Raw genomic sequence first — 20053 nt, 5'->3', positions numbered from 1 at the left:
CAGGCCGAAAAGTCAGACATGCAAAAACGGTGCTTTAGTCTTGTTGATTAACCTTGCGCTCAATCGCTTTGAGGCGCTTGCTCATATCATCAATATTCATCACCAGTGCAGCTGTTTTACGCCATACCTTATTGGGTTGTAGCGGAATGCCTGAGGAATAGACGCCAGGTTCGGTGATAGGACGCATCACCATACCCATGCCAGTCACCGTGACTTTGTCGCATATTTCCATATGCCCATTGATCACGCTGGCGCCGCCAATCATGCAGTAACGGCCAATCTTCAGGCTTCCCGCCATAATGACGCCACCGGCTACTGCCGTATTGTCGCCAATCACAACGTTATGCGCAATCTGGCACTGGTTATCAATGATAACACCATTACCGATCACAGTATCGTCCAGAGCACCACGGTCAATGGTGGTACAAGCGCCGATCTCGACGCGATCGCCGATAATCACGCGACCAAGCTGCGGGATCTTTACCCAGTTACCGCGATCGTTCGCGTAACCAAATCCATCAGATCCAACGACAGTGCTTGACTGGATCAGGCAATTCTCACCGATCTGAATGTCGTGGTAAATCGTCACATTCGCCCACAAGCGTGAACCTGCACCGATTTTAGTATTTTTTCCGACGAAGCAGCCTGCGCCGATAACGACGTTATCACCCAGTTCTACGCCAGACTCAATGACCGCATTTGCGCCCACAGAGACATTATTACCCAGCTTCGCCGTTGCATCGATCACTGCACTCGGTGCAATGTTCTGTGCAGGCTGAGGCGTGGTATCTAAAATTTGCGCCATACGTGCATAGGTCAGGTAGGGATTCTTCACTACCAACGCGGCACTTTTAGCAAAAGGAAGATCGTCCTGCGTCATTACTACGGCAGAAGCCTGGCATACGCCTAAGTGTTCACGGTACTTAGGATTCACCATGAACGTGATATTGCCAGTTTGCGCAGATTGCATGGACGCTACGCCGGTGATGACGATATCGCCATCACCGTGTAATTCTGCATCCAACTGCTCTGCTAAATCAGCCAGTCGAATTGAAGGCATTACTTATTTAACCTGTTTCAGTACGTCAGCGGTGATGTCTTTTACATCGCTGCTGTTGTATGCAACGGTGTTTGCGTCAACGACCAGATCGATGCTCTGGCTGCTGGCAACAGATTTCACAGCAGTCTGGATACGAGTAACCAGTTTGCCACGTTCTTCGTTGGAGCGACGCGCACGATCCTGCTCAAAAGCCTGAGCTTTCTGAGAGAAAGTCTGGCGCTGAGCCATAACGTCTTTTTCCAGCTTGGTACGATCGCTACCTGCTTTCATTGATTGCAGACGCTGCATCTTAGATTGCAGATCGGATTCCATACGCTGCAGTTCGCTGGCACGGCCTTTGAACTCGTTTTCCAGCGTAGCAGAAACGCCTGTCTTCTGTGCAACCTGTTGGAACAGGCTACCCATGTTGACGATTGCAATTTTGTCAGCCGCTTGTGCGGACGTTGCCATCGCTAAACCGAGACCTGCAGCTAATAACCACTTTTTCACAATTAACTCCTTACCATCCCATTTGCACCCGAAGGTGCAGTTCTTTGCGTGGCCAGGCGATCCCATGCAAGATCGCCTAAAGTCATCGCTACACTACCACTACATTCCTTTGCGAAGAACAATTACCAGGTTTTACCAATGTTAAACTGGAACTGTTCCGCTTTGTCTCCATCGTACTTCTTGAACGGCTGGGCGTAGGAGAAAACCAACGGCCCCAATGGGGACATCCATTGTAAAGCGATACCCGCTGACATACGGATATTACTTGGATCACTGTAGTCCGGCACACCTATAGCACGTGTTTGAGCGCTATCCTGCCAGTTAGTATCCCAAACGGTACCCATATCCCAGAAGAACGAGGTACGAACCGAGTTGGCATACTTGTCGCTAATGAACGGCGTTGGGGTAATAAACTCCAGGCTGGCGACAGCCATGGCGTTACCGCCCACTGCGTCATCCGATTTACAGTCCTTACCGTCTGCGTTGGAACACTCTTCGTAGTCACTATTATCAGAACCACTGGCGTAAGCACCGTTTTTGTAGACTGCTTTTGGACCGATAGTATTCGACTGGAAGCCACGCACGGTGCTGGAACCACCTGCATAGAAGTTCTCATAGAACGGCATTTCTTTGCTGCCAATGCCGTCGCCATAGCCTACCTTCGTACGTCCTAAAACCACCCACTTGTGATCGTCATCGATCGGCACATAGGTCGCGGTATCCATCGACACTTTGTAGTATTCGTTATCAGAACCCGGAATGGTCACTTTACCGTTCAGGTTGACGCGTGTACCGTCCGTTGGGAAATATCCACGGTCCAGTTTGTTGTACGTCCAACCGTAGTTGAAGGTGAAGTCATCAGCGGCAAAGCTGTTGGTATTGGTCTCGCCCATTGACTCAAGATAACGATCCATCGCAACCTGCGGCTGCATGTTGGACAGTTTGTTATGTACATAACCCAGGCCGGCACGCAACGTGTTGTATTCGTTTACCGGGAAGCCAAGCGTTACGTCTGTACCATAACTTTTGTTGGTATAGTCGGACAGATCCGCATCATTCGCTTCAAAGTCGTTATAGAAGACACGGCCACCCAGGCTCACACCATCAACGGTGAAGTACGGGTTAGTCACAGACAACTCAGTATAGGTCTGGTAGTCGTTTTTGGTGCCGTTGATGCCAACAGAATAACCGGTACCTAACCAGTTATCTTGCTGAACGCCAGCCTGGAAGCTCACGCCGCTCTCGGTACCGTAACCGACGCCGAAGTTAAAGCTACCGGTGTTACGCTCTTTGACCTTGTAGACTACATCAACCTGATCCGGTCTGCCCGGAACACGCTGAGTATCGGTATCAACTGTTTCAAAGTAACCCAGACGGTTCAAACGCTCTTTACCCTGGTCGACCAGATCGCTGCCCAACCATGCACCTTCCATCTGACGCATTTCGCGACGCAGAACGGAATCTTTAGAGGTGTCGTTACCTTCAAAACGAATCTTACGCACATAGAAACGGTTACCCGCATCCACGTTTACGCGTAATTTAACGGTTTTGTCAGCGTCGTTGATTTCAGGCTGCGACTGTACGCGCGGATAGGCATAGCCATAGCGACCCAGGAGTTTCTTGATATCATCTTCCATTTTGGTCACTTTGGTGCCGTTATAGAGTTCACCTGGCTCGATCTTCGTCAGGGTCTCAATTTCGGCAGAGTGCCCGGCCAGGTTACCGCTCACCTGAACACCAGAAAGCTTGTACTGCTCGCCTTCTGTGATGTTAACGGTGATGTAGATACCTTTTTTATCCGGCGTCAGGCTGACCTGAGTGGAATCGATATTGAAGCGGGCATAACCGCGATCCAGATAGTAACTGCGCAGGGTTTCAAGGTCGCCCGCCAGTTTCTGTTTCTGGTATTTGCGATCGCCCACCACGTTCCACCACGGCACTTCGTCACGCAACTGGAAGTGAGAGATAAGTTCGTCAGTCGTGAAGGCATGGTTGCCGACGATATTGATCTGTTGGATCTTCGCCGAAACACCTTCCTGGAAGACCAGCTTGAGGTCAACGCGGTTACGCGGCAACGGCGTCACCACCGCTTTCACACTGGCGCTGTACTTACCGACGCTATAGTAGAAATCTTCCAGGCCTTTTTCGATATCGGCAAGCGTGGTGCGATCCAGAGACTCGCCAACACGCACGCCAGACGCCTCGAGGTTTTGCTTGAGCATGTCATCTTTCACCGATTTATTACCGGAGAAAGTGATGCTGGCAATCGTCGGACGCTCTTTTACCTGAACCAGAAGGGTATCACCATCGCGCAGGACGCGGACATCCTCAAAGTTACCGGTGGCGAACAGAGCACGAATGGTATTACTGATGTCTTCATCATTAACCGTGTCGCCTGTGCGCACCGGCATACTGAGGAGAGCCGCACCAACGGCGACTCGCTGTAGGCCTTCGAAATGAATGTCCTTCACTACGAACCCTTCAGCACCGTATACGGTGGCGCTGCTAAACAGCAGCGACGCTATGAGCAACTTTTTCATCGCCATCGTTATTATGCGTTCTTCCTAACACTCTCTTACAACCGAGAGAAATCATTGAAAAGTGCAAGCCCCATTAACAACACCAGCAAGATAGAGCCAATGCGATAACTAAAGTCTTGAACCCGCTCGGATACCGGACCGCCCTTCAGCTTTTCAATCGCCAGGAACAGCAGATGCCCCCCGTCTAGAACGGGCAACGGAAACAGGTTGATTATCCCTAAGTTCACGCTGATAAGCGCAAGGAACATCAGGTAATAAATAACCCCGAATTCCGCTGACATCCCAGCCCCTTGGGCGATAGAAATCGGCCCACTGAGGTTGTTCAGTTTTACATCACCGGTAATCAATTTTCCCAGCATACTGACCGTCAGCTTCATCAACTGCCACGTTTTATCCGAGGCTTCGAGGATGGCGCTGAATGGCCCATACTGGCGTACAGTCTTATACTCATCAGGCAGAGGAATAACTTTAGGCACCACGCCCGCAAAACCTTCTGCCTTCCCGTTAACCTGTTTTGAATCTGGGGTTAACGTTAAAGACAAGGAACTTCCTTGTCTTTCAATATCTAGCGCTAACGGCTTATCCGGATTATCGCGCACCAGCGTCACAAACGTCATCCATTGCGTCAGCGGCTGACTATTGACTTTAACGATCCTGTCGCCTGCTTGCAAACCTGCCTTACTTGCAGCGGAGTTAACCTGCACTTCTGACAGCACCGGTTCAATCTGCGGACCGCGCGGACGAATCCCTAAACTGGAGACGGGATCCTCTTTGTCTGGCTCAAATGCCCACTGACGTAAATCCAGCGTTTTGTCCTGACGCTGGTTACTGCCAAACTGCGCTACGCTGAGAGTCGTATGCTCATCGCCAATTTTGGCTACCAGTTGCAATCTCACGGCATCCCAATCAGGGGTTTCGATACCATCAACCGCTTTTAGTTCCGTACCCGGCTGAATTTGCGCCTGCGCGGCAATCGAGTTGGGTGTTATTTCACCAACAACCGGACGAACGCCAGGGACACCGATGATAAACACCAGCCAGTAAGCGAAAATAGCAAAAAGGAAGTTTGCAATCGGACCTGCGGCGATGATGGCTGCGCGTTGTCCAACCGTTTTATTGTTGAAAGCGTAATGGCGCAGCTCCGGTGCGACTGGTTCAGCGCGCTCATCCAGCATTTTGACGTAACCGCCGAGGGGAATCAGGGCGATAACGTATTCCGTACCTAATTTATCGGTACGCCGCCAAAGCGCTTTTCCAAAACCAATGGAAAAGCGTTCGACGCGGACTCCGCAGCGCCGCGCAACCCAGAAATGACCAAATTCATGCACGGTGATAAGCACACCAAGTGCGACAATGAATGCAGCCAGATTCCAGAGAATACTCAGCATAAGACCATCCGTTAGAGCGTCCTGAATACCAGTAACAACAGGCAGGCAAAGACCGGTACCGCAGCCGTCAGGCTATCAATACGGTCCAGAATACCGCCGTGTCCTGGAATTAAGTGACCACTGTCCTTAATACCTGCTTCACGCTTAAACATACTCTCGGTCAGGTCACCCAGCACGGAGGCCAGGGCTGCAACGATGGAGCAAATGAGCAAGGTGACAGGCGCAACTTCAAGATTCGCCCACATGCCATAACCCCATGAGATTACGGCCGCAGTGGCGAGTCCGCCAATAAAACCCTGCCAGGTTTTACCAGGAGAAACCTTCGGTGCCAGCTTATGTTTGCCAAACAGCTTACCAAACATATACGCACCCGAGTCCGCTCCCCAAACGAGGATCATGACATACAGCAGCCATAGCGCGCCACTATAATGATTCTCATCATAGTGCCATGCACGTAGCGCCAGCATTCCCCAAAAGAACGGAACAATGGTTAACACGCCGAAAATTATGCGTAATGTTTTGGAATTACGCCAGACCGACGCAGAGCCGGGATAAAACAATACCAGCAACAGCGCCACGACCCACCAGCCCAGCGACGCCCACAGCGATACTTCAACCAGCGGCTGATGAATATTGCGATGGTATTCCGGCAGTAAGAACAGCATTAGCGCCAGCAATAGCCCGCACAAAACCGCCAGCCAGACTCGCTGTGTACGCGTGGTAAAACCGCTTAACTGTCCCCATTCCCAGGCGGCCAGCATACAAACGACCAGCGTGACAATGGCGAACCCCACCGGCGGCAGCAAAAACAGCGCCGCGATGACAACGGGTATTAAAACAAAAGCAGAAATCAGGCGATACTTCAGCAAAAGCGACCCCCATCAGGCTTTTTCATCACCGGGCTCGGTGCCGCCGAAACGACGCTCACGATTAGCAAAGGCATGCAGCGCACCTTCAAAGTCTTGTTCATCGAAATCGGGCCAGAGAACATCCGTAAAGTAAAGTTCGGCATAGGCAATTTGCCACAACAGAAAATTACTAATTCGATGCTCTCCCCCAGTCCTTATCACTAAATCCACAGGAGCCAGTTCATGCATACAAATTTGCTGCCCAAGCATCTCTTCATCGATTTGCTCTGGACGCAGCAGACCATCCTGCACCTGTTGTGTCAGTTGCCTGACTCCCTGGACTATATCCCACCGTCCACCGTAATTCGCTGCAATATTCAGCGTCAACCCGGTATTCTGGGCAGTAATCGCTTCTGATTTGCGAATCCGTTCTTGCAAACGAGAGTTAAATCGACTGATATCCCCGATAATACGCAGACGTACGTTATGGCGGTGCAGGTTTTTCACTTCACTATCAAGTGCCCACACAAACAGTTCCATTAACGCGCTCACTTCCTGCGCAGGTCGGTTCCAGTTCTCACTGCTAAAGGCATACAGCGTTAACGCATCAATACCGTTATTGGCAGCAAAAGAGACAGCCCGGCGGACGGATTTTGCTCCGGCCTTATGCCCAAAGGCGCGAATCTTCCCTTGCTTTTTCGCCCAGCGGCCATTGCCATCCATGATAATTGCAACATGGCGACAACCATGTGCTGGCAAATTTTCGCTTAATGGTTTAGTTGCAGACAACATAACGCGTTATTAGTCCCTGAAAGGATTTACGGTACTCAGGAATACTGAAGCCCATCCACAAAAAAGCCGTGTCAAACCACGGCTTACCCGACCGAAAAAAAGCAAATACCCGCGATCGGGTGGCGCAGACTATATCACTGAAGCCCAACGCTAACAAATAGCACGATTCTCCGTAGAGGGATTATCATCAGCTTGAGAGTCGCATCACTTCTTTTCTGGCGGCGTCCCGCGCGATGGCATCAACCTTCAGCACGTCATCAACGCTCTGCGGCTCCTGCAAATCCATCTTATCCAGCACGGATAAATTCAGGTCAGCAATATCGGTAAATCGGATCTGCTGCGCCAGAAACGCGGCAACCGTAATTTCATTCGCGGCATTAAGTGCAGTCGTCGCCGCCTGCCCTTGCTCAAACGCGTCCATCGCCAGCTTCAGGCACGGATAACGCTGGTAATCAGGTGCTGAAAACGTCAGCGCACTGAGTTTGCAAAAATCGACAGGCTTAACACCGGACGTCACTCGTTCTGGCCATGCCATGGTATGGGCAATAGGTGTACGCATGTCCGGTTCACCCAACTGCGCCAGAACACTACCATCCTGATAACGGACCATCGAATGAATAACCGACTGCGGGTGAATCAGCACTTCCATCTGGCTTGCACTGGCATTAAATAACCAACGCGCTTCAATGTATTCCAGACCTTTGTTCATCATGGTGGCGGAATCGACAGAGATTTTTCGTCCCATCGACCAATTCGGATGACGACATGCCTGATCGGGGGTCATAGAGACCAGATCGCGCAATGGCGTTTCACGGAATGGGCCACCAGACCCGGTAAGCAGAACTGACATAACGCCGTTTTGCTCAAGGTCAGCGTATCCCAGATTGTGTTGGATAGGTTGCGGTAAACTCTGAAAAATCGCGTTATGCTCGCTATCTACCGGCAAAAGCTGCGCTTTGTGGCGTTTCACGTCGTCCATAAACAGACGACCGCAGGTCACCAGAGACTCTTTGTTCGCCAGTAAAATACTTTTGCTCGCACGAATTGCCGCCAGCGTTGGCAATAAGCCCGCTGCGCCGACAATTGCCGCCATGACCTGATCAACATCATCCAGCGCAGCCATATCACAGGCAGCCTGCTGACCGCTCATGACCTCAGTGCGACTGCCCTGCTCCAGCAGAGCTGCTTTTACCAACGCAGCGCTTTTTTCATCGTCCATTACCGCATAGCGAGGAGAAAACTCCAGGCATTGCTCTACCATGCGGGCGACATTTTTACCCGCCACCAACGCAGCAACACGAAATTTTTCCGGGTTATGGCGTACTACATCCAGCGTACTGCAACCAATGGAACCGGTTGATCCCAGGATGGTTAATTGCTTCATGAGACATCCAGAAGAATTTTACCCTTTAAGGTATATAGACAGAAAAAAGCAAAACGCCGCCATCCAGCCTTCTCAGGCCTTCTAAGCGGCGTTTTTAGCGTACAGGCGAATCAGAACTGCATCAGTTCCGCTTCTTTCTCTGCCAGCGCCGCATCAACTTTCTTGATTGCAGCGTCAGTCAGTTTCTGTACGTCGTCCTGAGAACGGCGATCGTCATCTTCGCTGATCTCTTTTTCTTTCAACAACGCTTTCACTTTGTCGTTTGCATCGCGGCGTACATTACGTACCGCAACACGCGCGCCTTCAGCTTCGCCACGCACGATCTTGGTCAGATCTTTACGACGTTCTTCGGTCAGCGGCGGCAGCGGAACGCGGATGTCGGAACCCGCAGAGCTTGGATTCAGACCGAGGTCGGAAGCCATGATGGCTTTCTCAACGGCTGGCCCCATAGAACGGTCGAACACGTTGATTTTCAGGGTACGGGAATCTTCAACCGTTACGCTTGCCAGCTGGCGCAGCGGAGTCGGTGTGCCGTAATATTCCACGACAATACCATCCAGCAGGCTAGGAGAAGCACGACCCGTGCGAATTTTGCTGATTTGGTTTTTGAACGCTTCGACGCATTTGTCCATACGTACTTCAGCATCTTTTCTGATATCGTTGATCACGTTACGAATCCTTGAAAGCTTGTTTCAGTCAGACCATACCCGCCGCGCAAGATGTGACAAGTATAGTCTTGATTAATTTTGAGGGACGTATCCCGCGACATTAAAGCGGAATATTACCTGCATTTAGCCGCAACGGGAATTATTCCGTGATTAACGTGCCTTCTTTTTCACCCATAACAACACGGCGCAGTGCACCTGGTTTGTTCATGTTAAAGACACGAATCGGTAATTTGTGGTCACGAGCCAGCGTGAACGCAGCCAGATCCATGACTTTCAGCTCTTTATCCAGTACTTCAGTGTAGGTCAACTGTTCGTACATGGTCGCCGTTGGATCTTTAGCCGGGTCGGCAGTAAATACGCCATCGACTTTAGTGGCTTTCAGTACCACATCCGCTTCAATTTCAATACCACGCAGGCAGGCTGCTGAATCGGTGGTGAAGAACGGATTACCGGTACCCGCAGACAAAATAACAACGCGGTTGTTACGCAGCAGGCTAATAGCTTCAGCCCAACTGTAGTTATCACACACGCCGTTCAGAGGAATTGCGGACATCAAGCGAGCGTTCACATAGGCGCGGTGAAGCGCATCGCGCATCGCCAGACCGTTCATTACGGTGGCTAACATGCCCATGTGGTCGCCCACAACGCGGTTCATCCCTGCTTTCGCCAGACCAGCGCCACGGAACAGGTTACCACCACCAATCACTACGCCAACCTGAATACCCAGCTCAACCAGCTCTTTGATTTCCTGAGCCATACGGTCAAGGATGCTTGCATCAATACCGAAGCCTTCTGAACCTTGCAGAGCTTCGCCACTTAACTTAAGCAGAATACGTTTGTAGACGGGTTTTGCATTGGTAGCCATGTTTCTTTCCTGAGACTGTCAACGAATGAGATGAGTTAATTCCAGCGACATTGTATGTCGCTTTTCAGCAGGACCACTATAGCGGTTCGCTGAATTTACAAGCCAGACACAAAAAGAAGCCGCCCTCAGGCGGCTCCTTTCAAAATTAAGACTGCTTGGACATCGCAGCAACTTCTGCTGCAAAGTCAGTCTCAACTTTCTCGATGCCTTCACCCACTTCAAAGCGGATGAAGCCTGTTACGTCAGCGTTATGCTCTTTCAGCAGCTGACCAACAGATTTGCTCGGTTCCATGACGAAAGGCTGACCGGTCAGAGAAACTTCGCCGGTGAATTTCTTCATGCGGCCTTCAACCATTTTCTCTGCGATTTCTTTCGGCTTGCCAGACTGCATAGCGATGTCCAGCTGAACCTGGTATTCTTTTTCTACCACTTCAGCGGAAACGTCTTCCGGCTTAACGAATTCTGGTTTGCTTGCAGCAACGTGCATTGCCAGCTGTTTAACCAGTTCTTCGTCAGCGCCAGTTGCAGCAACCAGAACACCGATACGAGCACCATGCTGGTAGTTACCCAGAACTTCGCCTTCCAGGGAAGCAACGCGACGGATGTTGATGTTCTCACCGATTTTAGCAACCAGAGCAACACGTTCTTCTTCGAACTGTGCTTTCAGAACTTCAACGTCAGTGATTTTGCCAGCAACGGCAGCGTCCAGTACTTTGTCAGCAAATGCCTGGAAACCAGCATCTTTAGCAACGAAGTCAGTCTGGCAGTTAACTTCCAGAATGAAAGCGATGTTGCCGTCGATTTTGGTTTTGATTACGCCGTCAGCAGCAACGTTGCCTGCTTTTTTCGCCGCTTTGATTGCACCGGACTTACGCATGTTTTCGATTGCCAGCTCGATGTCGCCATTAGCTTCAGTCAGTGCTTTTTTGCAATCCATCATGCCTGCGCCAGTACGCTCACGCAGCTCTTTTACCAGGGATGCGGTAATTTCAGCCATTCTAAAATCCTCGGAAGATTTGATCTGCCCGGCATGAAACCGCACAGATTTAAAAGTGAAAAAGGGGGCCATATACAGGCCCCCTAACCAAACGTGATACTACCTGGTCTATAAGGGCTCTAACGAGCGTGCCTTATTATTCAGCTTCTACGAAGCTTTCTTCCGCCTGGGAAGCCAGATCCTGAGAACGGCCTTCACGAACGGTAGTAGCTACAGCGCCCAGGTACAGGGTCACAGCACGGATTGCGTCGTCGTTACCCGGGATAACGAAGTCAACACCGTCCGGATCAGAGTTGGTATCAACGATTGCAAATACTGGGATACCCAGGTTGTTTGCTTCTTTGATAGCAATGTGCTCGTGGTCAGCATCGATTACGAACAGAGCGTCCGGCAGACCGCCCATGTCTTTGATACCGCCCAGGCTGTTTTCCAGTTTCTCAAGCTCACGAGTACGCATCAGCGCTTCTTTCTTGGTCAGCTTTTCGAAAGTACCGTCCTGAGACTGAGTTTCCAGATCTTTCAGACGTTTGATGGACTGACGAACGGTTTTCCAGTTAGTCAGCATACCGCCCAGCCAGCGATGGTTCACGAAGAACTGGTCGCAGCTGTTAGCAGCTTCTTTCACCGCTTCGCTTGCAGCGCGTTTAGTACCAACGAAAAGGATTTTACCTTTACGAGCAGAGATCTTGTTCAGTTCAGCCAGAGCTTCGTTGAACATCGGTACAGTTTTCTCAAGGTTGATGATGTGAACTTTGTTACGCGCACCGAAGATGAACGGCTTCATTTTCGGGTTCCAGTAACGGGTCTGGTGACCGAAGTGAACACCAGCCTTGAGCATGTCGCGCATGGAAACAGTTGCCATGATTAAAACCTCTATATATAAAAGTTGGGGTTAAGCCTCCACGCATCCCATATTACCGACCCCAAAGGGCACCCCGGAATATGTGCCGATACGTGTGTGTTGTTACACAAAGTGAGATTTGTCGCTCCCGTCCATCGTGTGTAGTCTTCGAATGGATCGGAAGTCCGGCGCGCTTTATACCACAAATACGCCATAGACACCAATAATTGTTGGCACTGTGTGCTGTTAATGATTCTCAATTTGGCAGCACGTATGCGGGACTGATACCATTGGCAGCACTTAAACAATTATTGCCGATATCATCGGCACTGATGGACAGAATTCATGGCTATCTCAATCAAGACCCCTGAAGAAATCGAAAAAATGCGCGTCGCTGGCCGCCTGGCCGCTGATGTACTGGAAATGATCGAACCGTTTGTTAAACCGGGCGTCAGCACCGGCGAGCTGGATCGTATCTGTAATGACTATATCGTGAATGAGCAGCAGGCCATTTCCGCCTGCCTGGGTTACCACGGCTATCCGAAGTCCGTGTGTATCTCTATTAATGAAGTGGTGTGCCACGGGATCCCGGACGACGCCAAACTTCTGAAAGACGGCGATATCGTCAACATCGATGTGACTGTGATTAAAGACGAGTACCACGGCGACACCTCGAAAATGTTTATCGTCGGCAAACCTACTATTCTGGGCGAGCGTCTGTGCCGCGTCACGCAGGAAAGCCTGTATCTGGCGCTGCGGATGGTGAAACCGGGCATTCGCCTGCGCACGCTGGGCGCTGCAATTCAGAAATATGCGGAAGGTGAAGGTTTCTCTGTCGTTCGTGAATACTGCGGTCACGGTATCGGTCGCGGCTTCCATGAAGAGCCGCAGGTTCTGCACTACGATGCAGACGACGGCGGTGTGGTACTGCAGCCGGGCATGACGTTCACCGTAGAACCGATGCTGAATGCCGGTGATTACCGCATCCGCACCATGAAAGACGGCTGGACGGTGAAAACCAAAGACCGGAGCTTGTCTGCACAGTACGAGCATACTATTGTAGTGACGGAAAACGGCTGTGAGATTCTGACGTTACGCAAGGATGACACCATCCCGGCGATCATCACACACGGCGAATAATGTTTTGCCTGATGGCGATGCATTCGCATCTTATCAGGCCTACAAATTGTACTACTTAGTAGGCCGGGTAAGGCGTTCACGCCATCATCCGGCTTTTTAATGGGTGGCGCATAATGAATACTCTTCCTGAACAGCACGCAAATACTGCCCTCCCCACCCTGCCTGGCCAGCCACAAAACCCAGGGACATGGCCACAGCACGACCTCAACTGCACCGGTATTAAAGCGCATATCGACACCTTCCAGAGCTGGTTAGGCGAAGCGTTTGACAGTGGAATTTCCGCAGAACAGCTCATTGAGGCCCGCACCGAATTTATTGATCAGTTGCTTCAGCGCCTGTGGATTGAAGCCGGTTTCGGTCAAATTGCCGACCTGGCGCTGGTTGCCGTTGGCGGCTACGGGCGCGGCGAACTGCATCCGCTCTCCGATATTGATCTGCTGATCCTCAGTCGTAAAAAGCTACCTGATTCGCAGGCAGAAAAAGTCGGTGAGCTGTTAACGCTGCTATGGGACGTGAGGCTGGAGGTTGGGCACAGCGTGCGTACGCTGGAAGAGTGTCTGCTGGAAGGATTATCAGATTTAACCGTCGCCACTAACCTGATTGAAACACGCCTGCTTATCGGCGATGTGGCGTTATTTCTTGAGCTGCAAAAGCATATTTTTAGCGAAGGTTTCTGGCCGTCCGATAAATTTTACGCCGCCAAAGTGGAAGAGCAAAATCAGCGCCACCAGCGTTATCACGGCACCAGCTACAACCTGGAGCCGGATATCAAAAGCAGTCCCGGCGGCCTGCGCGATATCCATACTCTGCAATGGGTGGCCCGTCGCCATTTTGGCGCCACCTCGCTGGACGAAATGGTCGGCTTCGGCTTTTTGACGCTGGCAGAACGCGCCGAACTGAATGAATGTTTGCATATCCTGTGGCGGATTCGCTTCGCCCTGCATCTGGTCGTTAGTCGTTACGACAACCGCCTGCTGTTTGACCGCCAACTCAGCGTGGCGCAACGGCTAAACTACGGCGGCGAAGGCAATGAGCCTATCGAGCGGATGATGAAAGACTATTTCCGGGTCACGCGACGGGTCAGCGAACTGAACCATATGCTGTTGCAACTGTTCGACGAAGCGATCCTCGCCCTGCCAGCCGATGAAAAACCGCGCCCGATTGATGACGACTTTCAACTGCGCGGCACATTGATCGATCTGCGCAACGACGACCTGTTTATCCGTAAACCCGAAGCGATATTGCGGATGTTCTACATCATGGTACGTAACAGCGCGATCAGCGGGATTTACTCCACCACGCTGCGCCATTTGCGTCATGCCCGCCGTCATTTAACCCAGCCACTATGCTACATTCCGGAAGCGCGTTCGCTGTTTCTCAGTATGTTGCGCCATCCGGGCGCGGTGAGTCGCGGCCTGCTGCCGATGCATCGGCACAGCGTTTTGTGGGCCTATATGCCGCAATGGTCGCACATTGTCGGCCAAATGCAGTTTGACCTGTTTCATGCCTATACGGTGGATGAGCACACTATCCGTGTGATGCTCAAGCTGGAGAGTTTTGCTAACGAAGAGACCCGCCCGCGCCATCCGCTGTGCGTAGATCTGTGGCCGCGCTTGCGACAGCCGGAGCTAATTCTGATTGCCGCGCTGTTCCACGATATCGCCAAAGGTCGCGGCGGCGATCACTCGGTTCTCGGCGCCCAGGACGTGCTCAAATTCGCCGAACTGCACGGTCTGAACTCACGTGAAACGCAGCTGATCGTCTGGCTGGTGCGTCAGCATTTGCTGATGTCGGTGACCGCTCAGCGCCGTGATATTCAGGATCCGGAAGTGATCAAGCAATTCGCTGAAGAAGTACAAACGGAACATCGTCTGCGCTTTTTAGTGTGCCTGACCGTCGCGGATATTTGCGCTACTAACGAAACGCTGTGGAATAGCTGGAAGCAAAGTCTGCTGCGCGAGCTGTACTTTGCGACGGAAAAACAACTACGTCGTGGGATGCAAAACACGCCGGATATGCGCGAACGCGTTCGCCATCATCAGCTTCAGGCACTGGCGCTACTGCGTATGGACAACATTGATGAAGAAGCGCTGCACCACATCTGGTCGCGCTGTCGCGCCAACTATTTCGTGCGCCACAGCCCAAATCAACTGGCCTGGCATGCGCGTCATCTGCTGCAGCACGATCTCAGTAAGCCGCTAATCCTGCTCAGCCCGCAGGCCACGCGCGGCGGAACGGAAATTTTTATCTGGAGCCCCGATCGCCCTTACCTGTTTGCCGCCGTCTGCGCCGAACTGGACAGGCGCAATCTAAGCGTCCACGATGCGCAGATTTTCACTACCCGCGATGGGATGGCGATGGATACGTTCATCGTGCTGGAACCGGACGGCAGCCCGCTGTCTTCAGACCGACACGAAGCGATCCGTTTTGGACTGGAACAGGCGATCACGCAGCGCAGCTGGCAGCCACCGCAACCACGTCGTCAGCCGGCAAAATTACGCCACTTTACCGTCGATACCGAGGTTACTTTCCTGCCGACCCACACCGACCGAAAATCATTCCTTGAGCTTATCGCTCTCGACCAGCCTGGACTGCTGGCGCGGGTCGGGCAGATTTTTGCCGATCTGGGAATTTCGCTGCATGGCGCCCGAATTACAACCATTGGCGAGCGAGTAGAAGATTTATTCATAATCGCCACCGCCGACCGGCGCGCCCTTAATAATGAGCTGCAGCAGGAAGTGCATCAACGGTTGACAGAGGCCCTCAATCCAAACGATAAAGGGTGATGTTTTTATTTATTATGGAAAGAGTTTAACAATGCAGCAGTTACAGAACGTTATTGAGTCCGCTTTCGAGCGCCGTGCCGACATTACTCCGGCAAATGTAGATACCGTAACCCGCGAAGCGGTGAATCAGGTTATTGCTTTACTGGATTCCGGTGCACTGCGCGTCGCAGAAAAGATTGAGGGTCAGTGGGTCACGCATCAGTGGCTGAAAAAGGCGGTCCTGCTCTCTTTCCGTATTAACGATAATCAGGTTATCGAGGGTGCGGAAAGTCGTTACTTCGATAAAGTGCCGATGAAATTCGCCAACTACGACGAAGCACGCTTCCAGAAAGAAGGTTTCCGCGTGGTTCCGCCAGCGGCCGTACGCCAGGGTGCGTTTATCGCCCGTAACACCGTGCTGATGCCGTCTTACGTGAACATCGGCGCTTATGTGGATGAAGGTACGATGGTTGATACCTGGGCGACCGTGGGTTCCTGCGCGCAAATTGGTAAAAACGTTCACCTGTCCGGCGGCGTTGGCATCGGTGGCGTACTGGAGCCGTTACAGGCTAACCCGACCATCATCGAAGACAACTGCTTCATCGGCGCACGTTCTGAAGTGGTTGAAGGCGTGATCGTCGAAGAAGGCTCTGTTATCTCTATGGGCGTGTACATTGGTCAGAGCACCCGTATTTACGATCGTGAAACCGGCGAAGTGCATTATGGCCGCGTTCCAGCGGGCTCTGTGGTTGTCTCCGGCAACCTGCCGTCGAAAGATGGCAAATACAGCCTGTACTGCGCGGTGATTGTGAAGAAAGTCGATGCCAAAACGCGTGGCAAAGTAGGAATCAACGAACTGTTACGCACCATCGACTAACAGTGATTTGAAAAAGCGGGCTTAGCCCGCTTTTTTTACATCTGCGAGTGGCATAAACAAGGCTTTTCGTTAATTATTCAATGGTTATGGTGAGCTTAAGGGTACCGCTATGTATGACAATCTGAAAAGTCTGGGCATTACTAATCCTGAAGAAATCGATCGTTACAGCCTGCGGCAAGAAGCCAACAACGATATCCTGAAAATCTATTTCCAGAAGGATAAAGGCGAGTTTTTTGCCAAGAGCGTGAAGTTCAAATATCCCCGTCAGCGTAAAACGGTTGTCGCCGATGGCGTCGGCCAGGGTTACAAAGAAGTGCAGGAGATCAGTCCCAACCTGCGCTATGTGATCGACGAACTGGATCAGATCTGCCAGCGCGATCGCAGCGAAGTCGATCTTAAACGCAAGATCCTTGATGATTTACGTCATCTGGAAAGCGTCGTGACCAACAAGATCAGCGAAATTGAAGCCGATCTGGAAAAACTAACGCGTAAATAACCGCGAGTGAATGTGTTCGTAGGCCGGGTAAGGCGAAGCCGCCCCCGGCATTTTGCCTGATAAGCGTAGCGCCAACAGGCAAGGAATTAATGCTGCTCATCCAGTTGTAGCGCGACATACAGCAGCAGTCGGTCGTCAAAATTCCCTAAATCCAGCCCGGTCAGCTCTGAAATTCGGTTCAGGCGATATTCCAGCGTATTACGGTGGATAAATAACGCTTTTGAGGTCGCCAGCGGCTGAACGTTATGCCGAAACCACGCCGCTAATGTTCGACGCAGTAAGCCGTTGTTATCCATTGCTTTCAGCCGTACCAACGGACGCGCCAGCTCGTTGGCCTGCCAGCCGCCGCGCAGGCTGTCCAGCAGAACTGGCAGCATCAAATCCTGGTAGAAATAGCTACGGCTTTCCGGCATCCGTTGCTTGCCGACCATCATGGTCGTGCGCGCCGTACGATACGAACGGGCAATACTGCCTGGCCCGGTAAAATAGTTGCCCAGCGACACGCGAAAACGCAGCTGTCCGTTCTCTTTCATGCGAGCAATGAGCTGCTCAACACGCTTGCGGTGATCTTCCGCGTCCCAGCGACCAAACTGATTGAGCGCCGGTTTCAGCACCACCATCTCGGTCAGGGAAACAATCGCAATCAGATTATTACGTTCAGGCGTAGTCAACGCGTTCTGCAATTGCTGTAGCTCCGCCATCGCGCTGTCAACGCCAAGCTGGCCACTATCAACCTCTACCACTGCCACCACGCGCGGCTGGTTCAAATCAATGCCTAAACGTTGCGCCCACTCCATCAGCGCCGGGGTATTCTCTTCCGCCTGAATCAGATTCATCACCAGTTCTTCACGCAGGCGGCTATCCTGCGCTAACAGATGCATCAGGCGCGACTGCTCCAGCATCATTTCGGCTGTCATGCACACCAGCTCGCCGTATTTACGTAGATGTTCCGGTTCACCGGTAAGCCCGATAACGCCAACGATTTCGCCTTCCAGACGCAACGGCAGGTTTATCCCCTGACGCACACCGTGCAAATGCCTCGCAACTGCATCGTCAATGTCCACCACCCGGCCCTGCGAAAGTACCAACAGCGCACCTTCGTGCAATTCACCAATGCGTTCGCGATCGCCACTGCCAATGATCCGCCCACGGGCATCCATTACGTTGATATTGGTATCAATGATGCGCATGGTTCGCGCCACGATATCCTGCGCCATTTTGGTATCAAGATGCCAGCCAGCCATAAACCCCTCCTGTGAGCAGAGCTCAAGCATAGGGAAGATAATAAGCGGCGACATTGTGCAAATGCACAAAGCGGAAGGGAGAAATATGGAGTTGTGGGAGGTATCACAAAAAGAACCCCTTCCTGTACAGGAAGGGGTTGAGGGAGATTACTGCATCAACAGATAGATGGAGCTGTCGCCACGCTGAATGTTCAGCGCCAGTACAGCAGGTTTGCTGTCGAGGATTTTGCGCAATTCGGCGATGTTTTTCACCGGCTGCTGATTCGCACCGATAATCACATCCCCTTTCTTCAGGCCGATCTGTGCAGCCGGAGAATTCGGTTTCACGTCGCTTACCACGACACCTTTATCCTGGCCTTTGTTGCTCATATCGGCACCTTCAATGCCTTTGAAGATAGAGCTGGAATCAACCTGAGTCTGGCTGCTCTGCTGCAATTCCAGGTTCACGGTGACCGGCTTACCGTCACGCAGCAGACCCAGGGTGATTTTGCTGCCGACCGGCATCGTCCCCACCTGCGCACGCAGAGCGGCGAAGCTGCTGATTGGTTTGCCGTTCAGGGAGGTAATCACATCCCCGGCTTTAATACCGGCTTTCGCTGCGGAAGAGTTCGGCATTACCTGGCTGACGAATGCGCCACGCTGAGCGTCAACTTTCATCGCTTTCGCCAGCTCAGAGCTCAGTTCGGTCCCCATAATACCCAGCTCACCACGTTTAACCTGACCAAACTCAACCATCTGCGAAGTCAGGTTTTTCACCATGTTGCTTGGGATTGCAAAACCGATACCGATGTTACCGCCGTCCGGCGCGAGGATCGCGGTGTTAATGCCGATCAGCTCACCGTTCAGATTGACCAGCGCGCCACCGGAGTTACCCCGGTTGATCGCAGCATCCGTCTGAATAAAGTTTTCATAGTTCTCCGCATTCAGGCCGCTACGGCCCAGAGCAGAAACGATGCCGGAGGTCACGGTCTCACCGAGGCCAAACGGGTTACCGATTGCTACGGTGTAATCACCCACGCGCAGCGCGTCGGAGTCTGCCAGCTTAATCGCCGTCAGGTTTTTCGGATCCTGAATTTGGATCAGCGCGATATCGGAGCGTGGATCTTTGCCCACGATCTTCGCGTCAAATTTACGGCCATCGCTCAACTGAACCTTAATTACCGTAGCGTTATCCACCACGTGGTTGTTGGTCACGACATACCCTTTCGCAGCATCAATAATTACGCCGGAACCCAGCGCCATAAATTTCTGCTGCTGGCCGCCGCCGTTACCAGCGCCCGGTGCGCCACCCTGGCAGAACGGTGAACTCTGGAACGGAGATCCGTCCTGGCAGAACGGTGAATTATCACCAAAGAACTGCTGGAAATTACGCGGCATACGCGGCGTATTCACCGTCGTGCTCCCCTCGACGTTAATACTTACCACCGATGGCATCACTTTTTCGAGCATCGGGGCCAGGCTTGGCATCTGTTGGGCGGTCATTGCTGAAGACGACGTCTCAGCCGCAGTTGCAGACAGGGGGGACAACGCCAAACCTAAACTCAGAGCCAGTGCACTCATTGCTAATGTGGTTTTTTTCATGTGTTTCGTTCTCGATTAACAGGTAACGCAAAATTGCTGTATACGTCAGATTCGTTTTATAACGCTAAGTTCCAGAAT

General features: G+C 51.9%; 17 protein-coding genes. 4 read left to right on the top strand and 13 right to left on the bottom strand.

The features are described 5' to 3' along the window. Positions 1-34: 34 nt before the first annotated feature. From lpxD to rpsB, 11 genes are all read right to left on the bottom strand, one after another. Positions 35-1060, bottom strand: coding sequence for a UDP-3-O-(3-hydroxymyristoyl)glucosamine N-acyltransferase (gene lpxD, locus WN16_RS07880; protein ID WP_003018531.1), 1026 nt, complete (start codon positions 1058-1060; stop codon positions 35-37). A gap of 3 nt (positions 1061-1063) precedes the next feature. After that, on the bottom strand, positions 1064-1549 hold the full coding sequence (gene skp, locus WN16_RS07875; protein WP_003018533.1) for a molecular chaperone Skp: 486 nt from the start codon (positions 1547-1549) through the stop codon (positions 1064-1066). A 122-nt stretch (positions 1550-1671) separates the two neighbouring features. Beyond that, a complete protein-coding gene (bamA, locus tag WN16_RS07870) occupies positions 1672-4095 on the bottom strand; it encodes an outer membrane protein assembly factor BamA (RefSeq protein ID WP_003018536.1) in 2424 nt (807 codons plus the stop codon). Between the two features lie 29 nt (positions 4096-4124). Next, positions 4125-5477 carry a sigma E protease regulator RseP gene (gene rseP, locus WN16_RS07865; protein ID WP_032937592.1) on the bottom strand — a complete coding sequence of 451 codons (1353 nt, stop codon included), beginning with the start codon at positions 5475-5477 and terminating at the stop codon, positions 4125-4127. Positions 5478-5488: 11 nt separating this feature from the next. After that, complete coding sequence (cdsA, locus tag WN16_RS07860; protein ID WP_003018541.1) at positions 5489-6346, bottom strand: phosphatidate cytidylyltransferase; 858 nt, start codon at positions 6344-6346, stop codon at positions 5489-5491. 12 nt (positions 6347-6358) lie between these two features. Further along, the gene (gene ispU, locus WN16_RS07855) at positions 6359-7117 is read right to left on the bottom strand and encodes a (2E,6E)-farnesyl-diphosphate-specific ditrans,polycis-undecaprenyl-diphosphate synthase (protein ID WP_103790808.1); all 759 of its coding nucleotides are present in this window, start codon (positions 7115-7117) and stop codon (positions 6359-6361) included. Between the two features lie 187 nt (positions 7118-7304). Then, complete coding sequence (gene ispC / locus WN16_RS07850) at positions 7305-8501, bottom strand: 1-deoxy-D-xylulose-5-phosphate reductoisomerase (RefSeq protein WP_044698944.1); 1197 nt, start codon at positions 8499-8501, stop codon at positions 7305-7307. A 110-nt stretch (positions 8502-8611) separates the two neighbouring features. Beyond that, on the bottom strand, positions 8612-9169 hold the full coding sequence (gene frr / locus WN16_RS07845) for a ribosome recycling factor (RefSeq protein WP_003018547.1): 558 nt from the start codon (positions 9167-9169) through the stop codon (positions 8612-8614). 139 nt (positions 9170-9308) lie between these two features. Beyond that, complete coding sequence (gene pyrH, locus WN16_RS07840) at positions 9309-10034, bottom strand: UMP kinase (RefSeq protein ID WP_003018549.1); 726 nt, start codon at positions 10032-10034, stop codon at positions 9309-9311. Between the two features lie 145 nt (positions 10035-10179). Continuing rightward, the gene (gene tsf, locus WN16_RS07835; RefSeq protein WP_003018551.1) at positions 10180-11031 is read right to left on the bottom strand and encodes a translation elongation factor Ts; all 852 of its coding nucleotides are present in this window, start codon (positions 11029-11031) and stop codon (positions 10180-10182) included. A gap of 136 nt (positions 11032-11167) precedes the next feature. Next, positions 11168-11893: a 30S ribosomal protein S2 gene (rpsB, locus tag WN16_RS07830; RefSeq protein ID WP_003018553.1), complete on the bottom strand. Its 726-nt coding sequence runs from the start codon at positions 11891-11893 to the stop codon at positions 11168-11170. Positions 11894-12217: 324 nt separating this feature from the next. Between rpsB and map the strand changes: the two genes are divergently transcribed. From map to WN16_RS07810, 4 genes are all read left to right on the top strand, one after another. Then, the gene (gene map / locus WN16_RS07825) at positions 12218-13012 is read left to right on the top strand and encodes a type I methionyl aminopeptidase (RefSeq protein WP_003018555.1); all 795 of its coding nucleotides are present in this window, start codon (positions 12218-12220) and stop codon (positions 13010-13012) included. 113 nt (positions 13013-13125) lie between these two features. Then, a complete protein-coding gene (gene glnD, locus WN16_RS07820) occupies positions 13126-15798 on the top strand; it encodes a bifunctional uridylyltransferase/uridylyl-removing protein GlnD (protein WP_003837534.1) in 2673 nt (890 codons plus the stop codon). Positions 15799-15829: 31 nt separating this feature from the next. Further along, positions 15830-16654 (top strand): 2,3,4,5-tetrahydropyridine-2,6-dicarboxylate N-succinyltransferase, encoded by an 825-nt coding sequence (gene dapD, locus WN16_RS07815; protein ID WP_003837532.1) that lies wholly within the window; start codon positions 15830-15832, stop codon positions 16652-16654. 109 nt (positions 16655-16763) lie between these two features. After that, complete coding sequence (locus WN16_RS07810; protein ID WP_003018562.1) at positions 16764-17150, top strand: DUF3461 family protein; 387 nt, start codon at positions 16764-16766, stop codon at positions 17148-17150. Between the two features lie 86 nt (positions 17151-17236). Here WN16_RS07810 and cdaR read toward each other — a convergent pair whose 3' ends face one another. Both cdaR and degP read right to left on the bottom strand, forming a co-directional pair. Next, the gene (gene cdaR / locus WN16_RS07805; RefSeq protein WP_003018564.1) at positions 17237-18394 is read right to left on the bottom strand and encodes a DNA-binding transcriptional regulator CdaR; all 1158 of its coding nucleotides are present in this window, start codon (positions 18392-18394) and stop codon (positions 17237-17239) included. 147 nt (positions 18395-18541) lie between these two features. Next, positions 18542-19975, bottom strand: a complete 1434-nt coding sequence (gene degP / locus WN16_RS07800; protein WP_003018567.1) for a serine endoprotease DegP — start codon at positions 19973-19975, stop codon at positions 18542-18544. Positions 19976-20053: the final 78 nt, after the last annotated feature.

Source organism: Citrobacter sp. ABFQG (genome assembly GCF_004322975.1).
Classification (GTDB): Bacteria; Pseudomonadota; Gammaproteobacteria; order Enterobacterales; family Enterobacteriaceae; genus Citrobacter; species Citrobacter freundii.
Note: the sequence above shows the minus strand (reverse complement) of the source record. Positions and strands in the feature narration are given on the sequence as shown.

What these genes read in the sequence shown, in the direction of transcription:
- lpxD (WP_003018531.1), bottom strand. Translation starts at nt 1,060, where the DNA reads ATGCCTTCAATTCGACTGGCTGATTTAGCAGAGCAGTTGGATGCAGAA.
- bamA (WP_003018536.1), bottom strand. Translation starts at nt 4,095, where the DNA reads ATGGCGATGAAAAAGTTGCTCATAGCGTCGCTGCTGTTTAGCAGCGCC.
- rseP (WP_032937592.1), bottom strand. Translation starts at nt 5,477, where the DNA reads ATGCTGAGTATTCTCTGGAATCTGGCTGCATTCATTGTCGCACTTGGT.
- ispU (WP_103790808.1), bottom strand. Translation starts at nt 7,117, where the DNA reads ATGTTGTCTGCAACTAAACCATTAAGCGAAAATTTGCCAGCACATGGT.
- ispC (WP_044698944.1), bottom strand. Translation starts at nt 8,501, where the DNA reads ATGAAGCAATTAACCATCCTGGGATCAACCGGTTCCATTGGTTGCAGT.
- pyrH (WP_003018549.1), bottom strand. Translation starts at nt 10,034, where the DNA reads ATGGCTACCAATGCAAAACCCGTCTACAAACGTATTCTGCTTAAGTTA.
- tsf (WP_003018551.1), bottom strand. Translation starts at nt 11,031, where the DNA reads ATGGCTGAAATTACCGCATCCCTGGTAAAAGAGCTGCGTGAGCGTACT.
- rpsB (WP_003018553.1), bottom strand. Translation starts at nt 11,893, where the DNA reads ATGGCAACTGTTTCCATGCGCGACATGCTCAAGGCTGGTGTTCACTTC.
- map (WP_003018555.1), top strand. Translation starts at nt 12,218, where the DNA reads ATGGCTATCTCAATCAAGACCCCTGAAGAAATCGAAAAAATGCGCGTC.
- glnD (WP_003837534.1), top strand. Translation starts at nt 13,126, where the DNA reads ATGAATACTCTTCCTGAACAGCACGCAAATACTGCCCTCCCCACCCTG.
- dapD (WP_003837532.1), top strand. Translation starts at nt 15,830, where the DNA reads ATGCAGCAGTTACAGAACGTTATTGAGTCCGCTTTCGAGCGCCGTGCC.
- WN16_RS07810 (WP_003018562.1), top strand. Translation starts at nt 16,764, where the DNA reads ATGTATGACAATCTGAAAAGTCTGGGCATTACTAATCCTGAAGAAATC.
- cdaR (WP_003018564.1), bottom strand. Translation starts at nt 18,394, where the DNA reads ATGGCTGGCTGGCATCTTGATACCAAAATGGCGCAGGATATCGTGGCG.
- degP (WP_003018567.1), bottom strand. Translation starts at nt 19,975, where the DNA reads ATGAAAAAAACCACATTAGCAATGAGTGCACTGGCTCTGAGTTTAGGT.